The sequence below is a fragment of the Bacillus sp. 522_BSPC genome (genome assembly GCF_001076885.1).
GTDB classification, from domain to species: domain Bacteria; phylum Bacillota; class Bacilli; order Bacillales; family Cytobacillaceae; genus Niallia; species Niallia hominis.
Window position 1 is genome coordinate 1 of the sequence record NZ_JVDT01000164.1, and the last position, 24,912, is coordinate 24,912.

The following is a 24,912-nucleotide window of genomic DNA, read 5'->3' on the forward strand; positions in this document are numbered from 1 at the left end:
AGTTGATTAGCTCATTGCTAAACTCTAGCTTTTTATTACTTGTTGTCATTCTATAACATTCGTTATAAAACGATTATTGTTGACGTTTGTTTGTTCAGTTTTCAAAGAGCAATTTGTTTGTTGCTATCAGAAGCAACTTTTATATCATACCAACCTTTGATGAATAAGTCAATTACTTTTTCAAAATAATTTTCTTTCTTGCTATCAATCAAAGTAATCAATAGCTTTCATAAGGCTGTTTTTATATAATAACATCTGTTTACATTTTCGTCAACAAAAACGATAAAATTATATCTTTTTAAATTAACTTTGTTAATATAGCTATTCCCTCTATATCTATCATCTATCCAAATTATTATTTCAATAAAGTGAAACTTCCATCAGTTGGTGCTTTTTCCCCCATACTGAAGTTTAAGAGTAGGATAAAATTAAGTATTACTTAACAAGTTATTACAATCCTTTAAACTCCAAGTAACCTTACTTCTCATTATTCCGTTTAACAATCGCTTTTTTCCCACAATCCCCCCCTTATATATAGAAAAAACCCGATCAAAAGACCGAGTTTCTTCTATATATATAATTACTTAGTAATCTTTACTACATCTTCTTCTTTTAGTTCCACATTACCAAGTTTATTAATTTGTACAGATTCACCCTCAGCTAAATTTGTAAATACAACAGGCGTAATAGTTGAAGTTGCATTTTCTTTAATATAGTCAAGGTTTACTTTCAATAGAGGTTGTCCTTGTTTCACTTGATCATTTTCCGAAACAAGTGTTTCAAAACCTTCCCCTTTTAACTTAACAGTATCAATACCAAAGTGAATAAGAATTTCTCGACCATTATCAGCCAAGATTCCAAGGGCATGTTTTGTTGGGAATAAGTTAACAATTTTCCCGTCAACAGGTGAAACAACTGTACCTTCTGAAGGAATAATCGCAAAACCGTCTCCCATCATTTTCCCCGCAAAAACTGCGTCAGGTACATCTGTTATAGCTACTAGCTCCCCTTTGATAGGAGCAACGAAAGAATCTTCACCAGTTACATTACCTTGTAATGCACTTGGGTTTACATCTTCAATTTGCTCTTTCACTTCTTTATCCATAGATGGTTGAGCAGTTGGGCGTGGTCTTTTCCCACTCATAATATCTCTCATTTGGCCTTTAATCGTTTCAGAACGAGGACCAAATATTGCTTGAATATTATTTCCAACTTCCAGTACTCCTGCTGCACCTAGTTTTTTCAGACGATCTTTATCAACAGATTTAATATCATTAACTGATACACGAAGACGCGTAATACATGCATCTAAATGCGCAATATTTTCTTGTCCACCCATCGCTTCTAATACATCATACGGAAGATCACTAGTTGTACCTTTAGCACTGCTTTCTGTTTCATCTGATTCATCTTCTCTACCTGGTGTTTTCAGGTTGAATTTTCGAATTGCAAAACGGAAACCGAAATAGTAGATTACAGCAAATACTAAACCAACAGGGATAATAATCCATGCATTTGTTTGTGGGTTAATAAGACCGAATAATACATAGTCGATTAAACCACCAGAGAATGTCATACCTACTTTTACATTTAATAAATGCATTGTCATAAATGATAAACCTGCAAAAACAGCATGAATACCGAACAATATTGGAGCTACGAATAAGAATGAGAATTCTAATGGCTCTGTAATACCTGTTAAGAAAGAAGTTAATGCTGCTGAAGCCATCAACCCACCAACAATCGCCTTTTTCTCAGGACGAGCCTCATGGTAAATAGCAAGAGCCGCAGCAGGTAATCCAAACATCATGAACGGGAATTTACCAGTCATAAATGTACCTGCAGTTAAGTTTTGAACACCATCTTTAATTTGGTTCATAAAGATAGCTTGGTCCCCTTTAACAATTGTTCCAGCATTCGTTGTATAACTACCAAACTCGAACCAGAAAGGAGAATAGAATATATGATGTAAACCAAATGGAATTAACGATCTTTCAATTAACCCGAAAATAAACGCAGATATTGTTAAATTAGCACCCAACATATTTTCAGAGAATACATTTAGACCATGTTGAATCGGCGGCCAAATAACAATCATAATTAAACCTAAAATAACAGCACATGCAGCTGTCACAATCGGAACAAAGCGTTTACCTGCAAAGAAACCTAAATAAGAAGGTAACTCAATTTCAAAGAAGCGATTATACATCGCGGCGGCGATAATACCGACAATGATACCACCGAACACACCCGTTTGAAGAGTAGGAATTCCTAAAACAGCTGCATATTCAGTACTTCCAACTAATGCATCAGCATCAATCCCTAAAACTGTTCCCATAGTAACGTTCATAATAAGGAATCCAATAATAGCAGCTAGACCTGCTACACCTTCACCGCCAGCTAAACCAACAGCAACCCCAACAGCAAATAGTAAGGAAAGGTTACCAAAGATGATATTTCCTGCATCCTCCATAACGGACGCAACCATTTCCACTCCACTATTATTCAAAAATGGAGCAATATCAAGAAGCGTTGGATTTTGCAACGCATTACCAAATGCAAGCAAGATACCAGCAGCTGGAAGAATAGCAACTGGTAACATAAGTGCTTTACCAACTTTTTGTAAAACACCAAACAACTTTTTAAACATTTTGTTGACCTCCTAAAGCAATTTTTCGGCTCAAAAAAGCGTTCTCAAACAAGAGTAAAAAACAAAAAAGGCATGAGCGTAGATAGATTGAAATAAACGCTAAGGTTAGGTTACCCTAAAACATTTAAATCAATCATCTTTTTCACTCATGCCTGATCGTATCAGTAACACGTTTATAAGATAATAACTATTTAATTTTTTTCTGAAGTCTTTGTAGATGCATCGTCAGATAAACTGCTTCTGCTTCAAAGACTGGCTTTTTCAATGCTTGTTGCATCACTTTTATGAGCTTCCATGCAAGATTATAGCACAGTGGATACTCACTCTTCAATAGCAAAATTATATTTTCTGGTTCTTCTACTTTTTCTCCTGAATTAACCCGTTCTATCGTAAAACGCAAATGTCTAACAAGACGCATATAGTCGATGCTATCTTTATCAATTTTTGTATCTAGTTGTTCCTCTATGAGATTCACAAGATGTGTAACTAATTGTGAATGCTGATTGACCTCTGATAAACTTTTGTTCATCATTGCACTATGAATATGCAATGCGATGAAACCGATTTCACCTACTGGTAATTGAAGCCCTGTTTGTTCTCCGATTAATTTCACAACCTCTTCAGCGATTGCATACTCAAACGGGTACAATGCCTTTGTTTCAATCAGAAATGGATTATTCAATACTAGCCCGTTTGTAACACGAGAGGCAGCAAACATAATATGATCCGTTAACGCTATATGGATATGCTCGTTAAGCTTTGTATTTGTCTTATTTTTAATTAACTCTATTGATGAAATAATTACATCCAACAACTCATTATCCACTTGTGGAAGAAGCTTCAAGTAATTGCTTTGTTCCTTTTCATCTTTTAGGACAAACAACTTTTCTACAACATTAACATCAATATAATCTCCACTTTTCTGATTAAAGCCTATTCCTTTCCCTATAAGCACTACTTCCCCATAGGATGGATGGTCTCCAATGAGCACATTATTATTCAGCGCTTTCTTTATTAGTAAATTAGGCATACTTATTTCCCCACTTCGACAGACTTCTCGGTACCTCAATGTTATTAAAGTCTTTATAGGAAGTCAACGAAAAAATGAGAAAAAGGACATCCAAAATGGACATCCCTTTTCTTCTTAGCAAAAAGACTTTTTCTCGCAACCCCAAAATAATACAATATAATATCGTTAACCTTTATCACAATGAGTTATGAATCATCTTCCCTTCTATTGTAAGAAGATAAAGTACAATGCGAAGATGACAAAGAATATATACATAATTGGATTAATATCTTTAATACGACCTTTAACAATCATAACAATAGGGTAGAAGATAAACCCAACAGCTATACCTGTTGCAATACTATAAGTCAAAGGCATCGCAACGATAGTAAGGAATGCTGGAACGGCCACTTCAAACTTAGCCCACTCAATTTTCCCAAGGGATGAAACCATCAAAATACCAACCACAACTAAAGCTGGTGTTGTAACAGCTGATGTTACTACTTCCAACAGTGGGAAGAAGAATAAGGATAACAAGAAGAACCCTGCTGTAACAACTGCAGCAAATCCAGTACGAGCTCCAGCAGCAACACCTGCTGATGACTCAATATAAGAAGTCGTTGTAGATGTACCGAAAATAGAACCTACCATGGATGCAATAGAATCGGCAAATAACGCTTTTCCTGCTCTCGGTAATTTATTTTCTTTCATTAATCCAGCTTGGTTTGCAACTGCTACTAATGTACCAGCGTTATCAAAGAAATCAACAAACAAGAAAGTTAAAACAACAACTAACATACTTTGTGTATAAAATCCAGGATCCCCAAGCGCGGAGAACAATGATCCAAAAGTTGGCTCAATACTAGGAACGGTAGAAACCACTTTAGAAGGCGTATCAATTACTCCAAAAATCATTCCTACTACTGCTGTGATGATCATTCCGTAGAATACTCCACCGTGTATTCCTCTAACCATTAAAATAATCGTAACGAAAATACCAAAAATGGCTAGTAATGTACTTGGCTTGGTTAAATCACCAATATGAACAAGTGTCGCAGCGTTACCAACAATAATTTCGGAATTCTGCAATCCAATAAATGTTATAAATAATCCAATACCTGCGCCGACCGCAAGCTTTAATTCAACTGGTATCGCATTAATTAGTTTTTCACGAAGACCAGAAAGTGTTAGTAGTAAGAAAAATACACTTGAAATAAATACAGCTGCTAAAGCATATTGCCACGGATGTCCTTGTGTTAAAACAACGGTATATGCAAAGTATGCATTTAATCCTAAACCTGGAGCTAACGCAATTGGATAATTAGCAAATATCCCCATAATTAGAGATCCTACTGCTGCAGCAAGTGCTGTCGCCACAAACACCGCTCCATAATCCATTCTTAATGCATCCGGAAGATCAGCTACATCTCCTAATGTTAATGTAAATGGGTTTACTGCTAAAATATAAGCCATCGCAAGGAATGTAGTGAAACCACCTAAAAACTCTCTGCGGTAATTTGTGCCTAGTTCTTCAAATTTGAAAAACTTCTTCATTGATCTTTCCCCTCTCATAAATGCTTTAATAATCGACTAAAACAAAAAAACACTCCTACGATTAAAGGAGCGTTGACTAGGGTTTGTGAATACGAATAGGGAAACTTTCTCTTAAAATAAATATATAAATGAGTTCTCATTATTCCCTATTTACACTTACCTCGTAGTCAAGCTATTTACGGTAGCTCGGTAGAAACTTTTGGGCCGTATTCCCCAATATTATACGAGTAAAAAATATCTATCTCAGTTGTAAATCTAGTTTAACAGTTTAAAGAAAGCTCGTCAATACAAAAAGCGAACAATCGATAATAAAAATATACGATCGTTCGCTTTTTCTATAGAACTTATCTTTATAAAAGGAAAAGCTACTATTTTTTTCCTTTTACTCCCACTCAATCGTAGCAGGTGGCTTACTCGTAATGTCATACACTACGCGGTTAATATGGGCTACTTCATTAACGATTCTTGTAGAAATCACTTCTAGTACATCCCAAGGAAGTCTTGCCCAGTCAGAGGTCATTCCATCTATTGAAGTAACTGCGCGAATTCCGATAGTATAATCATAAGTACGCGCATCCCCCATTACCCCAACACTTCGGATATCAGGAAGAACTGTAAAGTATTGCCATACATCACGTTCTAAACCAGCCTTTTTAATTTCTTCGCGTAAAATTGCGTCTGACTCACGCACAATTTCTAATTTTTCTTCTGAAATAGCACCTAATACCCGAATCCCTAAACCAGGACCTGGGAATGGTTGTCTCCATACGATATCATCAGCTATTCCTAATTCGGAACCTAGAGCACGTACTTCATCTTTAAATAGCGTATTTAAAGGTTCAATTAATTGGAATTGCATATCTTCAGGAAGTCCGCCAACATTATGATGGGACTTAATTGTTTGCGCAGTAGCTGTTCCACTCTCAATAATATCTGTGTAAAGGGTACCTTGTGCTAAGAAATCGATACCTTCTAATTTAGCTGCTTCATCATCAAACACATAGATGAACTCATTTCCGATAATCTTACGTTTTTTCTCCGGATCACTTACGCCTTCTAGCTTAGACATAAAACGCTCTTTTGCATCAACTTTAATTACATTCATATTGAAGCCTTCTGTGAAAGTCTTCATAACCCCTTCCGCTTCCCCTTTACGAAGAAGTCCATGGTCTACAAAGATACATGTTAATTGGTCACCAATTGCTTTATGAATCAAAACAGCAACAACAGAAGAATCTACACCGCCACTAAGAGCACATAAAACTTTTTTGTCGCCAACTGTCTGACGAATTTTTTCCATTTCAATTTCAATGAAGTTTTCCATAGACCAGTCACCTTTGCATCCACAAACCCCAAACACAAAGTTTTTTAACAATTCGTTTCCATATACAGAATGACGAACCTCTGGATGGAATTGAACTGCATATAATCCTTTTTCTCCATTACTCATTGAAGCGATAGGACAAGAAGCACTTGTTGCATCAATTGTAAATCCAGCAGGAGCTTCTACAACTAAATCACCATGACTCATCCAAACGATTTGTTCTGTTGGAAGGTCAGCAAATAATTTCGAGTTATTTTCAATATTAATCGCTGCTTTTCCATATTCACGATGCTTTGCTTTTTCCACTTTTCCTGCAAAATGCTGTGTCATCAATTGCATACCATAACAAATACCAAAGATAGGAAGCCCTAAATCAAATATTTTCTCATCAACACCAAATGCATTTTCATCGTAAACACTGTTAGGGCCACCTGAGAAAATTATTCCTGAAGGGTTTAATTCCTTAATCTCTTCAGCAGTAATGGTATGTGGATGCAACTCACTGTATACTCCAAATTCTCTTATTCTTCTTGTAATCAATTGATTGTATTGACTACCAAAGTCTAGAACAACAATCATTTCCTGACCTTCTATATGCGCTTTCCCCATTCCTATTCACCCCAATTAATCTATTTGAATTTCTCTTATTACTATTGCCAAACACCTTCATCATTCATGCCTCTTATCTCCATTTCACCATCTTTTTTTAAGAAAAAAAGACTAGAATCGGCCTCAAATAAAAACGAAGGCAGAATTCTAGTCTTTTGGATTCCATGAAGAAGCTAAATTGGAAAGACTTATCTGCCTTCATAGTCAGATCATTTAAGGCGACCCGGTAGAGACTCTCGAACCATATCATCGAGGATATATGAAGGAATTATATATAGATGAGAATATTGTAACAACATGTCGAATCGATGGTCAAGCTGTTGTTTTTTTAATTAAATTTTCCCATAATTCCCTCAAATCTTCCCAGCTGCCTTTTTGCAATTGACCTTTATACAGATATTCCTCATATTTAGCAGTCAACAAGCTCATTTCATCACTTGAATAGATGTGATCAATTTGCTTCGCATACTCTCTTAAGGTAACTTCTTCCTTTTTCTTAAGGCCTGCTATTTCTAATAAATGCAACAATACGATATACGCTTTTGGAAAGTTATTTTCGCCAGTTGCATGTTTGAATTTCCAAATATAATAATAAGGCAACCATTTATATCTAAATTTATAAATAGCAACTCCTAACAACCCGATTAAAGCTAGTACAAAAGCAACCCATTGCCAATTTCCTTTGACTACAGCTGGATAATTACTCCACCCCTCCGTAGTTTGGGATGTTGGTTCTAACGTTTGTTCTTGCTCTTCCGGTTTGTTTTCAGGAGTTTCTTGCTGTTGTTCTTGTGCATCTGGTGTTTCGGATTCTGTATTATTAGAATTTGATTGATTTTCTATATCATTCATATACGTATTCGCATTGGAGAATCCTTGTGTTGGTTCAAAGGAAACCCAACCAACCTCCGGAAAATACACCTCTACCCAAGAATGGGCATTATTATTTGTTACTTCATAACGACGAATTTCACCATCTGTCTCTACAAAATCCCCTTCTGTAAAGCCCTTAACCCATCGAGAGGGAATGCCAATAGAACGCAGCAAGGTAACCATAGAAGTAGAATAGTTATCACAATACCCTAGTTTTGTTTCAAATAAGAATTGATCTACATAATCCTCCTCCCCATTCGGAATGGCAACATTACTTTGACTATAAACAAATCCATTAGAGGAGAAATAGGTTTCTATCGATCTTACTTTCGCAAACACATTTTCATCATTTTTCGTTATATCAACAGCAAGATCCTTCACTCTTTGCGGCAATGAATCTGGAAGTTGAAGATAACGATTCGCAATAGCTGGATTATCCATCACAAAGGCTTCCATGTCCGCCGTTGTTAATGCATCTAAGCTGTATTCCGGTATATCATATGTTACGGAATAACTTTCAACATAGCCATTAAATACCCCGCGCTCATTCCCACTTTCAATTTCCATATAAGAATTCGCAGCAGTCATTTCTTTTACTCCTAACGGATATAGGAAGTATGAAAAACCATTTGTAAATTGAACCGTGCTTTGCGATTCTGTCCGCTTCACATTTTCTCCATCAACAAAAGAAATAAACGGAATCTCTCCACCGTGATCTAATACTTCAAAGTTATCTCGGCTCAATTGCAAAGATTCCTCTGACTGCACCCAGCCTTTTCCTGTATACGTATCTTTTGTTTCTACTTTCCAATAATGGGGCTCTTCCACTTCTGCGACAAAAACCATGGAGGAATCACCAATAAAGTCCCCTCCTAATCTAGAATCATCTACACTATATCCAACCCGATGAACACCATCTTCTCCGGTGCTGCCTCCTTCGTTCTCTCCACCTTTATTCCCCATCGTTTGAATAAAAGGAACTGGATCTGGCCAAATAGGATCTGCCTTTGGTAATAAGTAGCCAATTCCAGCACTCCCTATTACAAATACGAGCAACGGGATCATCCATTTTATAGTTGAACGATGGTTATTCTCAGAGCCTTCTTTGTCATTTAATCGAAAGAATGTTAACATCCCCATTACTGTAAAACCAATGATTACCGTCCGAATAATAGCACTAGTAGCACTATATATTGTAAAGGTATCTAATACTGTAATATAGATAATCGTCAACAAAAAGAAAGTAAAAATCTTTCTTCGTTTAATTAGCCAGTAATCGATTAGGTAGGCCATTAGCCATAGTAAAATAAAGCAGAGACAGCTTTTAAACATATTGGTCATTTCCGACCAATTTGTATCAAACACTAATACTAGATTATCAATAAATTCAGTAACAAAAGGCTGGATCCATTGGAAGGTTAAAAAGGACTCCTCAAAATATAAAGATTGAAGAACAAAGATAATATAAACAGTCTTTAATGTTCCGCTTAACAAGCTTGGTGCTCTAAAAAAGGCTAGTAATAAAGAAAGCGCAAGAAATAGATTAAATACAATCACATTCTCTGTATTCGTCAACGCTTCCAGCGGTCTAAGCCATTCCCAAATTAATAAAAATCCTAAGATATACAATAGAAAATTGGATATTGTGATGTGCTTTTTGCTAAAAGATGAACTCATTTAAGCCATCACCTCCAAAAAAGCCTCTTTATATCTTCCTTCAGAAACATGGATAACGCGAATCCCTCTTTTTACAGCAAAAGCACTTAATGTTTTTTCCCCACTAGATAAGCCTTCATTTTTACCTGTAATGACAAACACCGCTATATTATACCTTTTGCTAGAAAGCCAGCCTGCTTTATCTACTAGCTCTTTCGTTAACATGGATGTAATCAGCATAACTGTAGCTTGTTGCTGCAACTGACTGCTTTCATTATCCAAAACCTCTGCAAGTGTTATCTCCTTTGTAGTCCGAATCTTTGCTAAATGATAGAGTAATAGTTGTTGTTGACTTTCTCCTCCTCTTATTGGAAAAATTGTTCGATCTGTATCAACTGATAAAAGCCCTACCTGAGCACCTTTTTTTAAAATGGCACGAATTACTGAAGCAGTAAAAGAAACTACTCCTTCAAATCTCTTATTCTCTTCGCAATCCACAACAATCATAATGTCATGGGTCTGCTTTTGTTCAAACTCTTTTGTCATCATATTATTCCGCCTTGCACTTGCCTTCCAGTTAATCCATGAGAAGCGGTCACCAGGCTGATACTCTCTTATTCCAACTGCCATTGTCGTATCTCTTTGCACTCGTTCCTTCGAAGAAGTCATCCCTTGTTCAAAATGATTTTCCAAAGGCTTGTAAACCATCTCTTCAAAAGGAGGATAGACAAGTATCCGATCAACTTGAATATAAACTTTCTCCTTTTCAACAAGACCTAAAGGATCTCCTATTTGCAGGAAAATCTGATCAAATACATGCTCTCCTCTCGACAACTCTTTTACCGTATATTTATAAGTAAGAGTACGTCTGAACCCAGGCATTAACAGCTTCTTTCCCATTATCTTTTCCCCTACAGTCGAGCTAAACGAATCTTCCACCATGACATAGAAAATAGGGAAGAATGTCTTTCTTTTTAATTCAATTTCTACATGCATTTCTTCTTTTGCACTGTACTCATATTTTTGAATTTTTCGTTTTACCTGCCAGTCTCTAATTGGGTAACCAGCAATCAGTAGTCCATATAAAGCAAAAGGTAAAAAACTATAGAATAAAAACCAGCTAACAAATCCTCCTTGGAACATAGCATAAGAAAAAACCATCGCTATTAATAAAAATAATAAAATTAGTTTCCAAATCCGATTTAATTTTTGCAAAAGTCTTTTCATTACTTCACTAACCTTTGCACCGGTACAGAGACTTCCCCAACAATTCGATTGATAATTTCCTCTGGCGATATTCCATCAAATTTTGTCTCTGATTTTAAAATAATTCGATGGGCAAATACAGCTTTCACTAAAAATTGAACATCATCAGGAATAACATAATCTCTTCCTTGAATAAAGGCATAGCTTTGTGATGCTCTCATTAATGCAATCGAACCTCTAGGGCTGACTCCTAAATAAATTCCCGCATGTTCTCTTGTTGCAGTAGCAAGCTCCACTATATATTTCTTTATTGTGTCATCCACATACACCTGTCTAACTTCATATTGAAGAGTAAGCAGTTCATCCAAGGTCACAACTGACTCTAACTTTTCAATAGGAGCAGCTACTTGGACTCTAGTTAACACTTCCATTTCTTCTGCCACGGTTGGATATCCCATCTGCATTTTTAATAAAAATCGATCTAGCTGAGCTTCAGGGAGAGGGTATGTTCCTTCATATTCAATTGGATTCTGGGTTGCCATAACAAAGAACGGCTTTTGTAAATGATGGGTAATTCCATCAATTGTTACACTACTCTCTTCCATCGCCTCCAAAAGGGCTGACTGTGTTTTGGGCGATGTTCGATTAATTTCATCTGCAAGAATGATATTTCCCATGATCGGCCCTGGCACAAATTGAAATTCCAGCTCTTTCGGATTATAAATGGAGACTCCTGTTACATCAGATGGTAAAAGGTCTGGGGTGAATTGAATTCTACGGAAATTAGCACCAACTGATTTCGCCAAAGCTCTTACCATCATTGTTTTCCCGACTCCAGGGACATCTTCTAATAAAACATGACCTTGGGCAAGTAATGCAATTAAACTAAGTTCTGCTACGTCTCTTTTCCCAATCATTACTTTTTCGATATTACCGATTATTCTGTCAATTACTAAACTATGATTTCCTGCCATCCTTCTCCTCCTGTTGTATTTCTATTAAAATGCACCTATACTCACCCGAGCAATGGGAGTTACTGATTTGACGGAATACAATAAAGAAAAACTTCCATCAGTAGAGAATTTCATCCCCTCCACTGATGATATGTTAAACCATTCCGACATTACGAAAAAGTAATCTCCCGCCTATCTTTCTTGTATACATATTTGCAAGAGATTTCTTTTAGACATTCTCTCCCAAACTATTCTATTAAAACTGGTCTTCTATTCTATTATGTCCTATTCTTAAGATAAAAATTCCTGTGGATTCAATCCTAATTCTCGGCATATTTCTGTCACTACTTGTTTTTCTCTGTGATCAAAATGACCGTCTGCATAGCCAATAGCAATGCAATACCGTGCTACTAGTCTTGCAACCTCTGGCTTTGATCGCACTTTCCCTAACGCTCGAAAACACTCTGTCTGACCAATAATTTGATCGTATTCTATTTTGCGAACAAAGTGATTAAATTGCTGAACGACTCTATTTGTATCAAAAACACGCAATTCTTCACTTTGATGGATAAACTCCATCATTTTTCGTTCTTCTGAAGGATCTAATCTTCCATCTGCCATCCCTACTAATGCACATGCAGCCACAACAGCGTCTAAAACTTCCGGATTTTTATATCGCATGAAGAGGTCCTTTGCCCGTTGCTTCTGCTGTCTCCCCCATTCAGCATAATCTGTCTGAGATGGAGACCAATTATAACCACAACTATTGCAGCTAATTTTTAATTGGCCTTTTCCAATAAAGCCACCCAGTAGTCCAACTGGTCCTAAAATTAACCCGCCTATAGCCGCTTTTCCAATTCCAAATCCTTTTTCACCTGTACGGACATTCGTGCTATGGCACCTAATACACTGGAAATGGTCACTAGAATGATGATTATGCTGAGAAGCTTGTCCATACATTTGCGGATTATTTGAATAAGCCGAATGACCGGTTGGCTGGTATGCCTCTCTATTAGAAGTGGGATACGTTTGTGTTTCAAACGACTGGAAAGGAGGTCTATTTGGTTCTTGATAGCCTTGTTGAATAGATGGAACAGGTGCTGTTGGTTCATCATCAACAGTTACCCCAAAATTGCGGCATAATGCAGCTAAACCACCTTGAAAGCCACTGCCAACAGCATTAAACTTCCATTCTCCATTATGGCGATATAGCTCTGCTGCGACTATTGCCGTTTCAATTGTATAGTCTCTTCCAAGATTAAAACGAAGAAGTTCTACTTGCTCTTCCTCATTATATACTCTGACATAGGCATTAGATATTTGTCCAAAATTTTGTCCTTTTTCATAAGCATCATGGATGGTAATGGTAAAAGCAATACGTTGAATACTGGATGGTACTTGAGATAAATTCACTCTAATTTGTTCATCGTCCAATCTACCATGACCCGTCCGGTTATCTCCACTGTATATTACAGATCCATTAGGACCAGATGGATTATTGTAAAAAATAAAATCATTATCGCTCCATACTTTATGATTTTCTCCCAACAAAAAAGCAGAAGCATCTAAATCATAGTTGGCACCCTGTTGATTGATATCCCAGCCTAAACCAATTACAACATTGCTTAATCCAGGATGAGCTTTTGTTAAATCTACCTTTTGACCTTTGCTTAGCATGACCCCCACAAAGAATCTCTCCTTTTACATTCATATTCTTCCAACCATGTATTACCTATTATTTTACAGCATTATCTAGGCATTTGTACGGATATTCATTTACATTTGTATTACAACTATACCTATTACGATACAGCACATCAAAAAGTTTCTAGTTTTCACCATTTTCTCTTTCCATTCCTTTCTATATTCACCTATTCCTCTAGCAAGCTGTAATGTTTTTTTGGTGATTGTCATAAAAAAGATAAAGAAGACATCTTTGTAATAGATTTGGTAGGTTCGTAACGGTTATTTAACCAAATATTACTGACCACTATTGTAGAATGGATAAGTAAAGGAGTTGTTACTTTTGTTATTTGGTTCACTTATATGCAAAATACGAAAATATCATAAATATAATTATTATTACAGTGGGATATGCATCACTTGTGGAGATGTAAGAAAAGAGTATGAGAGAAAACAAGAAGATACAGAAGCGGAACAAGTAGAGGAGAAAGATTCTACAGATCAATCAATTAACCAGTAATCATTTATTATATAAAAGTTTTCCAACTACTTCATTTTAATTATAAGGAGTCTAAAAACTTATTAGAGGGAAAAGAAGAGGCCGTTTAGATTAAGTAGTTCAGATAACGTGGAGAAAACTGAAAATCACAGTCAAAAAATATACGTTTTCGCAATGTAAATAGCAAGTGAATTAACGCAACAAATAAAGCTTGGGATATCCCAAGCTTTTTGTTATTGAATGTGTTGTTCTTATTTAATTAAAGCACCCTTTAGTTGAAGAAAGCAATCACCTTTTGTTTTAAATAGTTATACTGTTTTTCATTAGTATCTGTAAATGCTTCTTCTCTATTTGAAAGTATATCCTCATATAAGATGTCCTCTTTGAATTGCGTAGCTGTTAAATCGCATCGCTTCTTATTAATAAAATTATAAAAATGCCATCCCTCAGGCAGTTTGGTTTTCTTAATTTCCCCGCCTAATAAATCATTAACTACTAATGCGGTAACACCACATTGTCCTTTTGCGGGGTTATTCAAACTCCATTTTGAACTTGACTCTAAAGACCAGGATTTTAACAAAGCCTTCTTTATTTCTTTTATTTGTATAGTATTATTCTCCATATAAACCCTCTTTTTTCTAAAGATAACTCATTCCCCAAATATCTCCTGTTAGTCGAAGAACTGAATTTTCATAATCTTTAAGTGTATTTTACCACATAATGTTATAAATCCTTGATTTTTCTCGCAACAGACTGATAATCACATAGCAATTTACAAGTAAAATAGCACCTTAATTTCCACAATGACAATAGCCATTGTCAAGTTGTTATTATGGGTGCTATTTATAATGATATTTTGTTGTTATTTTCTTATAAAACGTTGATATATCAATGAAAACAGTTCTGCTATTTACTGTGCTAAAAGGTATGATAATTTATGTGCTATTTAAGATGTTTCTCCACAAAAACTGAACTACTTACGTTTAGATAGGCTTCTTCTTTTCTTTTGAAAAAAATAGTAGAGGAAAAGTTCTCGAAGAAATAGTGGCTGAAACGTAGATAGTATGGAATAGAATTCGTGATTCATAATATTTCCTTATATATTTCTAGTCCTTGATGATGATGCTCATTCGTTTCTATAGGCAACTCATCATTTTTCAGCATATAAGAAAATCCTGTTAAAAGGATGAGTCCAAGACTTAAGGTAGCTGAAACGATTAAAAGATTGGAAGTGAATCTTCTTTTACTAGACTGATACTTCTTCACAATATGATAGATAACGAAACTACTTAGCAGAAAAATAGCATCTACCATAATTATTATTAAGACCGCATCTCCTTCATTCAGCATAACTCCTAACATTGCTCCCATTAAAGCCCCCATTAAACTGGCTGCCCCTGCTTCTATCATTGCAACTATTGTGCTTTTAATAAAAAGAAAAAGAATGAAGGAGAAACTTACAATGATGGAAAGAATTGTGGCCATTCCTAATTCATTGTGCATAATGGTACCAAATAAAACGCCGATGGCCACACTAGAAGACATACCATACAGCATAGGCAAGCATTTCGCTGTTATTTGATTTTCGGGTAGGTCTTGTATCTGTGAATAAATAAAGAAGCTAAAGCCAATAAGGATGAGTGCACTAAGAATCCAAAGCATATACTGCCTCCTCTATTCAGTTATTGATTTCCTTAACCTAAGGAATTACACATTGTATACCATATGACAATAGGGAATGATATATAACTAGTTCCAATAGATATGTTGATTAGGATGGGTGCGTTTAGAAGTATCTACCAAATCCCCCTAACTTTGCTACTACACCAATAACCACGAACCCAATTGTTGCAAATCAGCTTTATTCCTGGTTATAATCTGAATATTTGTTTTGCAGAATGTGATAGCTGCGCTGCTGTACTACCCATTACAGCTTCATTGAAAATAATTCGTGTCATTTTTTAAATTTTCAGCTTTTTCCACATAGAATCTTACCTAAACTAGAGGTATAATTATATAAACTATATCGTCTCACGATATATCGCAAGAAGATATAATAAAAAAGGGAAGTGATTTCTATTTCAGGACATAACACGAACCATGCATTATCAGAATCAACTTACTATATTCTACTCTCTCTTCTTGCTCCTCAACATGGTTATGGAATAATGCAGGATGTAAAAAAAATGAGTAATGGCCGTTTAACACTAGCTCCCGGCACACTTTATGGTGCCCTTAAAGCTCTCTTAGATAAAGGATGGATTGAATTTACGAATAATGATGTCTTGGAGAAAAGGAAGAAAGTATATATCCTGACTAACGAAGGCTATCAAGTAGTTCAATCTGAAATCGTCAGACTAAAGGAGTTGTATCAAAATGGATTAATAAGAATGGGGGACAACTAAATGATTAAAAAAGTAAAAAGAAGTGTATTTAAAGATTTCTTTATCAATATTGAAAAAGAAGAGGCTTGGATAAACAATATGTGTAAACAAGGCTATGCCCTACAAGAAATTACTGATGGATACTATGTTTTCGAAACAAGTACACCAAGTAAATATATATACCGTATTGAATTTCTTAAACAAGATGTTTTTCAAAAAGAAAAGGATGACTATTTAGCACTAATGAAGGAGTTTAGCGTGGATCAAGTTGCATCTATTAAAAGATGGCATTACTTTAGAAGAGATGCTTCCTTAGGTGAATTTAAAATCTATTCTGATATTGATTCCCAAATTGAACATTACCAAAGAATTAATTTCATCTGGTATATCCTGGCTATTATCTTTATTTCTTCCGGGCTTTCTCAAGTCTTTCTCTTTAGAGACATCCATACTTTTGAAGTGATCCTAAATGCTGTTTTAGTTATAATAGGAATCTTCTTTCTTATTCTTGGATTTCCACTTACTAAAAAAATTTATGCATTAAAAAAGAGAAAAAAATTGTTTTAATGATTTTCTAAATCGCAAGGATTAGAGAGAGCGTCCATCCTGTTACAGCTTAGGTTTTCGATATATCAGCCAATACTGTTGGGGTTCCAGCCAATCTTCTATTTTATCAGCCAAACATACTAGGATATCAGCCAAACCAACCTGCATACCTAGACGCTTCTTCTCTAATTAATCTTTATAATCCCCCACTGCCTCCGCAATCGTCGTTTCACCAGAAACTATATCAAAAGCTTTATTAAACACGTTCGATTCCTGTAGTGAGGCAATTACCGTCTTTGCTACATCCTCTCGCGGAATCATCCCTCTTTCAAGATTCTCCCCAATCGTTACCTTTCCAGTTCCATCTTCATTCAAAAGGCCACCTGGACGAATAATCGTATACGTTAATCCGCTTTCCATGAGGATTCGATCTGCATAATGCTTTGCTACATAGTAGGGCTTAAGTTGTTCATTCCAGTTTTTTCGATTATGTGCTTGTAGTGCGCTAACCATTACAAATCGCTTGATTCCCATATTTTTTGATGCTTCGATCATTTTAACCGCACCATCAAGATCAATTAGCAACGTTTTATCATACCCGGTTTTCCCGCCTGAACCTGCAGTAAAAATGACTGCCTCACAGTCTCGAACAACACTCTCTAGCTGCTCAACCGTCTCCTCCAAATTGCCCATCACTGCCTCTACTCCGCTTTGTTCAAATGCTTTTAGCTGACCTTCTGTTCTGACTAATGCCCTAACAGAGTATACATGGCTCGCTTGTAATAACATTACTAACTGTTTGCCTATTTGCCCATTCGCTCCAACCACTAATACCTTCATTGTAAAAACTCCTTTCCGTTCCATCTTCTCCTACTATTATTTCATTTAAGAATATCTATTTCAAATAAGGCGCCTAACTAAAAAAGGCTTTCGCTCGACATAAGAACGAGCGAAAACCTTTATATATTTAATCAAAGTATCTTTCTATCTCCATTATTACTTCTTTTATCTCATTTACTATCCGATTTCGTTGTCTAATGAAAAAGGTACTGATAAACAGGAAATCTTCTTGTGTTGTATTGCTTCGATAGACGTCCTTCACTTTGGCTAAGCCAGGATAAGGCTGAAAAGGATACGTGTTATCATAATCATATCTACTGGAATAAGAGAACTTAAGTCTATTGAGTTTTCCACCAATCGATTTTAAAAGCTTATTATAGGAAGTTTTATCTGATTCTTCCTTTTCCAAAAGCTCTCCCGCCATTATCGAAACCCTTTCAAAGATTTGATGAATTTTAGTGAAATCGAAAGCTTCATCAGAATGATTGTCTAGATCTTTTATAATCTCCTTACTTTTTGCTAAAAAGCGAAGAAGGTTAATTGGCAAGATCGGTACATTCACCAAGTGATTCACTAGATCTATGTGCATCCCTGTATCTCTCTCCAATAAATCACAATCCACTTTATCAACGAGATCCTCTTCTGTATGCCACCACCAGTTCCCTCCTGGTGTTTGATACCTTTTTTCTTGATCGATTGGTTCATACTTTAGCATTAGATGGATAGGAATATTCGTTCCCCAAAAGGATTGATCCGCTCCCCGAGGCAAATAATCTGATCGAGATGGTTCCTTCTTTGTATAATCTCGAATAATATCGGTTAAAAGTTCTTCCTTTTCCATCGCTGTTGATCTTGGAACTACTTGAACATTTCCTTTCGTCCCTGGAAAATCAATATTAATATGTGCTACACACTTCTCATTGATTTCCTCCCAAAATTGATCACAATACCAGGCAGACCCTGCATATCTACCATTTGAATGTCCTGGCCACCAAGCTATTTTAATGCTTCGTTTACTTTTTTGAGTAGAAAATATCCGGGCCATCTCCAGCATCAAAGAATTGGCTGTTGCATTATCTGTTGCCCCTTTATGCCAGGAATCATAATGTCCTGATACCAAAATATACTCTTCAAGTTCCCCGCGAATAGTAGCAACTGGTAAACTAGTCTTTTTAACAGAATTTCTCACCTCTGTTTTCAATACGACTTCTACAGAATGCTCCTCTTTTATCCACTCAAGCAACTTGCTCCCATCTTCATGGTTTATGCCAACGACAGGAATTTTCGTCAGTTGGTCCACAGTTCCCATCGTAGGGGTACCCCAAATTGTTCCCACCGTTTCTTCATGAAGCGCCTTTTCCTTAGATGGCCATATATGAATAAGCCCTATTGCTCCTGCACTTTCTATTTTTTTCACATAATCCTCGTAATAGTTCCAGCTGATAATAATTTTGTCTTTCATCTTTTCATAACGCTCGACTGGTCCGCTTATCCCTGTTGAGTGTTCACTAAAGAAATCATATAGAAGATTTCCCTTTACCCCATTCGGAAGATTGGCACCAAATGATCTTGCTTTTGCGCGAATAGCCAGTTTCATAGGTGCTGTTACAAACACTGCCCCATGAATAGGATCACTAAAGTATCCATCGAATTGGTAACGATTATATGAAATATGATGCTGTTGCAAATTTCCCACTATATAATCTACCGCTCTTTCAGCTTCTTCCTCTCCTGTTAACCGTTCATATGCAGAAAGTTCCTTAACATGTTGATTTAAAAGTTCCTTATCCATTAATTCAATAAGCTGGGGGTTCATCATTACTCATCCTCTTCATCAATAGTGAATAATATCTGCGACGATGACAAAAACTCCGCCAATAACAAGCCATATCACCAATAATGGCCAGAAAAACTTTACCCATTCTTGATACTTTATTTTTGACACCGCTAAGCTTCCCATTAACATGGCAGAGGTAGGCAGGATACAATTAGATAACCCATCTCCTAGCTGATAGGCTAGAACAGCTGTTTGTCTAGTAACATCAATTAAATCAGCTAATGGAACCATAATCGGCATTGTTGTTGCAGCAAGTCCTGTTCCAGAAGTGATAAAGACATTCATAATCGTTTGAAAGAAGTACATGCCGAGAACCTGAATGTAACTTGGCAGATGGTCAACCATTATCGCTAATCCATTTACAACCGAATCAATAACATGTCCTTGCTCTAAAACAATAACGATTCCTTTTGCTAATCCGACAATAAAGGCACCAAAAGTGATATCTTTTGCCCCTGCCACAAATTCACTTGCAATTTTGCTAGGCCCATATTTAGATAGAAACCCTACTATAATACCTAACGCTAGAAAAAACGCAGCTAATTCTTGCATCCACCATCCCTTTTCTGAAACTCCCCAGATAAGGAAACCAAATCCTGCTAATATAGCAATGATTGTTAAATAGTGATTGACCTTCATGGATGATAATGAAGTCATATCGATATTTTTATGCCCTTCTTCTTTTTCAAGCTGGACAACAATACTTGATGATGGATTCTTTTTCACCTTTTTTGCATAACGTATAATATAAAAACTAGTAGCGATTAGCAGCACAACTAAAATAATCGCACGTAGCCACATTCCTGAAAACATTGGAATTTCAGCAATTGATTGGGCAATTCCAACATTAAAAGGATTTAGTAACCCTGCTGTAAAACCTGTCGCTGCACCTAACATAACCATGGCTGTCCCAGTTAACGCATCATATCCTAATGCTCTAGCAATCGCGATTCCAATAGGTACAAACGCCATTACCTCTGCTGACATCCCAATTGTAAAGCCACCGAATGAAAACAGGGTCAAGAAAATTGGAATAATAACTAGACCACGGTTCATAAAGGTTTTTCCAACTCTTCCAGCAACTGCTTCAATCGTTCCTGTAGAATTGATAATTTGGAAAACACCACCAACGATAAAGATAAAAAAGACTGTATCGCTTGCACTTACCAAACCTTGTACAACTGCTAGTGGCAGATTAAATAGACTAATAGGATTTTGTTCAACATGTTGGTAAGAATCCTGTACTACTACTGTATTTCCTGAGTTTGCATCTTCTACCCGTTCAAATTCTCCTGCCGGGAGTATGTAAGTAAGTACAGCTGCAAATAACACCATACATAAAATGATGACAAATGTATGTGGCATTCGAAGTTTCTTTCCCTTATTTGTTACTGGAGATGCCACATTGGACGCTAGCTTATTCGTTTTCAACCTATTCACCCTTTACTTTTTTATTCATCTATTATTTCACTTGCTGTTTGCTTCTTTTCCATTCCTCGAACTCACTGCGAATCGCTTTTAGGGATTGTTCGTTTGTGCATAGATCAAACGCTGTGAGCGCCAATGCTTTTGCAGCTTTATTTAGTCCTTTCATCCCTTCTTCTGAACCAGCAGCATCTACAAACTCTGGAGTGTGTGTATTGGCTGAATCCGTGATTTTAATATAAGGATGAATGGTTGCTGTCACTTGACCAACATTGCCAATATCAGAGGAACCGATTCCGCCTTTTTTAGGAGGATCACTTACTTCTTCATCCAAAAGCTCCAAATTGTCTTTGAATAAATGGGCAAGGGCATGATTATTGTTTCTTTCGGCATAGATAAGTCCCTCTTCAATCTCTAAAGCGGCCCCTACTGCCTCTGCAGAATATCGAGCAGCAGCATATACTTTTTCTCGAACTAATTCCAGCTGCTCTACGTTTTCCGCCCTTAGTAAAAATTCGGCTTCACAGTAAGCGGGCACTACATTTGTAGCCTCTCCACCTTTTGTGATAATCCCGTGAATTCTCACATCATCCTTAAAAAACTGACGCAAAGAGTTAACCGCAACAAATGTATGGATGACTGCATCCAATGCACTGATTCCTTGTTCAGGACTAGCAGCTGCATGGGCTGCCTTGCCATAATATTTAAATGTTGCATCTACACAAGCCAATCCTCCCCGCAAAACCATCGATTTCTTATGGGGATGACACATCATGGCAGCATCCACTTGATCAAAAACACCTTGTTCCACCATTATAATTTTTCCGCCACCTAGCTCTTCTGCTGGTGTTCCAAGAACAACGATTTTTCCTTTTAAATTTGGCATTGTCTCCTTTAGCGCTATTGCCGCACCTACAGCTGAGGTTCCGATAATATTGTGTCCACAGCCATGCCCTAATCCTGCCAACGCATCATATTCTGCAAGTAATGCAATCGTTGGACCACCAGGTGTCCCTTCCCAAGTCGCTCTAAATGACGTTTCTAATGTCGCAATCCCTTTTTCTATGACAAACCCCGCCTCTTCAAGTGGTTCTGTCAACCAGTTCATCGCTTGTTGTTCTTGAAAACTCACTTCTGGATTCTGATGAATCTTTAATGCTAATTCGCGTAATTGGTTATCCATCGCATCTACCTTATCGATAAGTGCTAGTTTTTCTCCGGCCTTCTCCAAATACATAAATATACAACCCCCGAAATATTCTGAACAATGATAATTATATTCACCATTGTAATACCCCTGTATAAATAAGTAAAATCAAGCTTTTTTTCGTTATTCATAAAAAATTTTTATGGATAACAGCTATTTTTACATAAACAAATATTTATAATTATACAAACACGACAAAAAAAAGAGAATCACATAGTCATTCTCTTTCTACGATTTTTTCATATATCGAACAAACTCAGCTACTGTCGCGAGACTCATCGATTCTTCTCTATAATACATCCACGTTCTTCTTTTCATTTCCTGACCATTTTTAAAAATAAGCGGAGCATTATATAAATCGTCCGTCTGCTTTAAAAAAACACTAGGGATAATCGCATAACCAAGCCCTTTTTTCACCATTTCCTTACACGTTTCATAGCTATCCACTTTCATCGTTACTATTGGTGGTTCAATAAACCTTTGATTCCACCAATATTCAACGCTTTGCTCGAAAGGATTATATGGACTTGTCTTATACTTCAGAAGTACTTTAGGCTCTTTTCTATTAATCATCGGCATCCGAGGAAGCTTTTTTACATCAATCGGTTCGTTTGCAATAATACAGACATTCTCTTCGCTAAGTAGGTATTTCCCATCTGACCAGTTATAATCTCCTCTTACAATCGCCACATCAATTTGCCCATCTACTAGTAAATCCATCATTTCCGTACTAAATCCAGTATCTACATTCAATTCGACTTTCGGAAACATCTTTATATAATCCTTTAAAATCGACGGCAAATTGTACAAACCAAAGTGACTATTCACACCAATTTTCAAACTTCCAATCAGTTCATTTTCCAAATTCAGCAGAAATTCTTTCGTCTTGCGCAAATCGCTAAGAATTCTTTTTGCATACTCTACTAAATGTTCGCCAGCTGGTGTCAGTCTTATGTTTTTCCCATTTTTAGAGAGGATTTCAACCTGAAATTCCTTTTCAAGTTGGCGTATGCGATAGGTCAAGGCAGGCTGTGTCATAAACAGATGTTCCGCTGCTTTCGTTATATTTTGCTCCTTCTGTAAATAGAGGAGCAGCAAGCAATCCTTCTCATTCATTTCGTTTCCCCACCTGTTTCTTAGATTATCTCCTATTTAAGCATAGAGGAATAATATTGACTAGACCTCTTTCTCCTCATTAAAACAAACTTGTTTTCCCATAACTCTATTTTCTTTCTTATAATAGAGAAACTAAATATGATAAAATGGATGAATGACTAAAAATGAGTGCATACATTTAGCTAACTGCTTAATATAACATCCATCTTTTACTTATAGTAACTTAGGAGTGTACTTAGAATGAACAAAAAAGATATAGCAAACATTCGAAAACAATTCAAAATGAACAACGATCTACTTAGAATTACAGACATGTTTAATGTCTATGTCATGAAAGAATCGAGTGATATATTCCATTATCAAAGCCAACCATTCGGAATGCTTGACCAAGATCAACAAGAGTTATTTTTGCATAACTTTAAAAAATTACTTGCCGGCAATTTAGATGAAAAGCTCTTTGAATTAAAGTTTCAAAGGGATGCAGAGAATAATAGCCAGCTTATTTTACATAAAGGATTACTTAGCTCTGAAGTAGAAGATTGGAAAGACCAAATGCTGCAGATAGTGGAAAAGATGCTTAATAGCAGGCAATATGAAAAAGATATTGTCATTACATTCATTCGCGGAGAATATTTAAAACCAAAGAAACGCCGCAATGCAGAGTCCGAAGAAAGTGAAAGAGATACGGTTTTCTCCCATCCTTTCATTTTATGCAGCATCAATAACACACAAGAGCCAAAAAAAGAATTGCTATTTGATTATGTAGAGAAAGAATTTAAATACAATATTGTTGTTGACCCCATTATTAATCTGAATGCACCCATGGGGGGATTTCTTTTCCCAAGCTTCACAGATAATGCGGCAGATGTTAATCATATTCTCTATGCTGCGGGCAAGATTCATGAGCCGGATTATCAATTTATCGAAGAAGTGCTCAACGGCGAAGAAATGATGACTGCTCAAGATGATAAAATCGTGTTTGAAGAAATAATTAAGGACGTAACTGGAGATCAGCTAAGCACCTCTACTCTTTCCAATGTTTATGAAGAAATTAACCGGATGATTGTAGAAAATGAAGAGGAAGAAGTTCCAAAATTAGATTCCAAAGACGTCGAACAAGTCTTAAAAATGAGTGGCGTGGAGGATATTAATCCAGAAAAAGTTGAATTTGCTTTCAAAAAGATCATTGATGATGATAAGTACGAGTTAAAAGCAAGTAATATCTTGCCAAAATTCACATCAAAGTCGATTAAAATCAGCACAAAAATTGCCAATATCGCAATAAGTCCACCAGACTTACGATATGTAAAACAAATCGAATTTAGCGGAAAAAGGTACTTGATGATCGAAGTCGAAGAAGACACCGTAATCGAAGGATTTACAATGATTCCCGAAGCTTTTGGCGGAAGTTCAGAAGAAGAATAAGATTCAAAGAGAGGTTGGGACAAAAGCATTTCAACCAACAACAAACACGAACTATAATGTAATTAATTTACAAAAAGTTCGTGTTTGTTTTTTAGAAAAAGGTTTAAAAACGAAGT

At 36.3% G+C, this 24,912-nt stretch carries 19 protein-coding genes and 2 riboswitches; of the genes, 4 read left to right on the forward strand and 15 right to left on the reverse strand.

Going from position 1 to position 24,912, the window contains the following annotated elements; all coding sequences use genetic code 11:
• Positions 1-580 precede the first annotated feature (580 nt).
• The 8 genes from ptsG to ADJ83_RS26545 form a co-directional block, all read right to left on the reverse strand.
• Positions 581-2,650 carry a glucose-specific PTS transporter subunit IIBC gene (ptsG, locus tag ADJ83_RS14090; protein ID WP_048718080.1) on the reverse strand — a complete coding sequence of 690 codons (2,070 nt, stop codon included), beginning with the start codon at positions 2,648-2,650 and terminating at the stop codon, positions 581-583.
• A gap of 187 nt (positions 2,651-2,837) precedes the next feature.
• Positions 2,838-3,680 (reverse strand): glucose PTS transporter transcription antiterminator GlcT, encoded by an 843-nt coding sequence (glcT, locus tag ADJ83_RS14095; RefSeq protein WP_031539103.1) that lies wholly within the window; start codon positions 3,678-3,680, stop codon positions 2,838-2,840.
• A 204-nt stretch (positions 3,681-3,884) separates the two neighbouring features.
• Positions 3,885-5,213: an NCS2 family permease gene (locus tag ADJ83_RS14100; RefSeq protein ID WP_031539104.1), complete on the reverse strand. Its 1,329-nt coding sequence runs from the start codon at positions 5,211-5,213 to the stop codon at positions 3,885-3,887.
• Positions 5,214-5,357: 144 nt separating this feature from the next.
• Positions 5,358-5,460, reverse strand: a riboswitch (purine riboswitch).
• Positions 5,461-5,595: 135 nt separating this feature from the next.
• Complete coding sequence (gene guaA, locus ADJ83_RS14105; protein ID WP_048718082.1) at positions 5,596-7,146, reverse strand: glutamine-hydrolyzing GMP synthase; 1,551 nt, start codon at positions 7,144-7,146, stop codon at positions 5,596-5,598.
• A 181-nt stretch (positions 7,147-7,327) separates the two neighbouring features.
• Positions 7,328-7,429, reverse strand: a riboswitch (purine riboswitch).
• A 29-nt stretch (positions 7,430-7,458) separates the two neighbouring features.
• Positions 7,459-9,696 carry a DUF4129 domain-containing transglutaminase family protein gene (locus ADJ83_RS14110; RefSeq protein WP_048718084.1) on the reverse strand — a complete coding sequence of 746 codons (2,238 nt, stop codon included), beginning with the start codon at positions 9,694-9,696 and terminating at the stop codon, positions 7,459-7,461.
• A complete protein-coding gene (locus ADJ83_RS14115) occupies positions 9,697-10,902 on the reverse strand; it encodes a DUF58 domain-containing protein (RefSeq protein WP_048718086.1) in 1,206 nt (401 codons plus the stop codon).
• Positions 10,902-11,855, reverse strand: a complete 954-nt coding sequence (locus ADJ83_RS14120) for an AAA family ATPase (RefSeq protein WP_031539111.1) — start codon at positions 11,853-11,855, stop codon at positions 10,902-10,904. The genes ADJ83_RS14115 and ADJ83_RS14120 overlap by 1 nt, the downstream gene beginning before the upstream one ends.
• A 270-nt stretch (positions 11,856-12,125) precedes the next feature.
• The gene (locus tag ADJ83_RS26545) at positions 12,126-13,520 is read right to left on the reverse strand and encodes a TerD family protein (RefSeq protein ID WP_048718088.1); all 1,395 of its coding nucleotides are present in this window, start codon (positions 13,518-13,520) and stop codon (positions 12,126-12,128) included.
• A gap of 340 nt (positions 13,521-13,860) precedes the next feature.
• Here ADJ83_RS26545 and ADJ83_RS25635 point away from each other — a divergent pair, with 340 nt between their 5' ends.
• The gene (locus ADJ83_RS25635) at positions 13,861-14,037 is read left to right on the forward strand and encodes a hypothetical protein (RefSeq protein WP_160314258.1); all 177 of its coding nucleotides are present in this window, start codon (positions 13,861-13,863) and stop codon (positions 14,035-14,037) included.
• Between the two features lie 250 nt (positions 14,038-14,287).
• Here the strand turns inward: ADJ83_RS25635 and ADJ83_RS14130 are convergent, their stop codons facing one another.
• Positions 14,288-14,638 carry a YunG family protein gene (locus ADJ83_RS14130; protein WP_048718090.1) on the reverse strand — a complete coding sequence of 117 codons (351 nt, stop codon included), beginning with the start codon at positions 14,636-14,638 and terminating at the stop codon, positions 14,288-14,290.
• 461 nt (positions 14,639-15,099) lie between these two features.
• On the reverse strand, positions 15,100-15,678 hold the full coding sequence (locus tag ADJ83_RS14135) for a hypothetical protein (protein ID WP_048718092.1): 579 nt from the start codon (positions 15,676-15,678) through the stop codon (positions 15,100-15,102).
• A gap of 407 nt (positions 15,679-16,085) precedes the next feature.
• On the opposite strand from ADJ83_RS14135, the gene ADJ83_RS14140 reads away from it, so the two are divergent.
• Positions 16,086-16,421 carry a PadR family transcriptional regulator gene (locus ADJ83_RS14140; RefSeq protein WP_202908300.1) on the forward strand — a complete coding sequence of 112 codons (336 nt, stop codon included), beginning with the start codon at positions 16,086-16,088 and terminating at the stop codon, positions 16,419-16,421.
• Positions 16,422-16,967 (forward strand): DUF2812 domain-containing protein, encoded by a 546-nt coding sequence (locus ADJ83_RS14145; protein ID WP_031539119.1) that lies wholly within the window; start codon positions 16,422-16,424, stop codon positions 16,965-16,967. It begins immediately after the preceding gene.
• Positions 16,968-17,135: 168 nt separating this feature from the next.
• Here the strand turns inward: ADJ83_RS14145 and ADJ83_RS14150 are convergent, their stop codons facing one another.
• The 5 genes from ADJ83_RS14150 to ADJ83_RS14170 all read right to left on the reverse strand — a co-directional run bounded on the left by ADJ83_RS14150 (position 17,136) and on the right by ADJ83_RS14170 (position 23,371).
• The gene (locus ADJ83_RS14150; RefSeq protein WP_031539120.1) at positions 17,136-17,786 is read right to left on the reverse strand and encodes an SDR family oxidoreductase; all 651 of its coding nucleotides are present in this window, start codon (positions 17,784-17,786) and stop codon (positions 17,136-17,138) included.
• 127 nt (positions 17,787-17,913) lie between these two features.
• Complete coding sequence (locus tag ADJ83_RS14155) at positions 17,914-19,605, reverse strand: M28 family peptidase (protein WP_031539121.1); 1,692 nt, start codon at positions 19,603-19,605, stop codon at positions 17,914-17,916.
• 15 nt (positions 19,606-19,620) lie between these two features.
• Entirely contained in the window at positions 19,621-21,054 is a 1,434-nt protein-coding gene (locus ADJ83_RS14160) for a YfcC family protein (protein ID WP_231512586.1), read from the reverse strand.
• A 31-nt stretch (positions 21,055-21,085) separates the two neighbouring features.
• Complete coding sequence (locus ADJ83_RS14165; RefSeq protein WP_048718094.1) at positions 21,086-22,285, reverse strand: M20 family metallopeptidase; 1,200 nt, start codon at positions 22,283-22,285, stop codon at positions 21,086-21,088.
• Between the two features lie 198 nt (positions 22,286-22,483).
• Positions 22,484-23,371 (reverse strand): LysR family transcriptional regulator, encoded by an 888-nt coding sequence (locus ADJ83_RS14170; protein ID WP_048718096.1) that lies wholly within the window; start codon positions 23,369-23,371, stop codon positions 22,484-22,486.
• A 240-nt stretch (positions 23,372-23,611) separates the two neighbouring features.
• On the opposite strand from ADJ83_RS14170, the gene ADJ83_RS14175 reads away from it, so the two are divergent.
• Positions 23,612-24,796, forward strand: coding sequence for a DUF4317 domain-containing protein (locus ADJ83_RS14175; protein WP_048718098.1), 1,185 nt, complete (start codon positions 23,612-23,614; stop codon positions 24,794-24,796).
• Positions 24,797-24,912 lie beyond the last annotated feature (116 nt).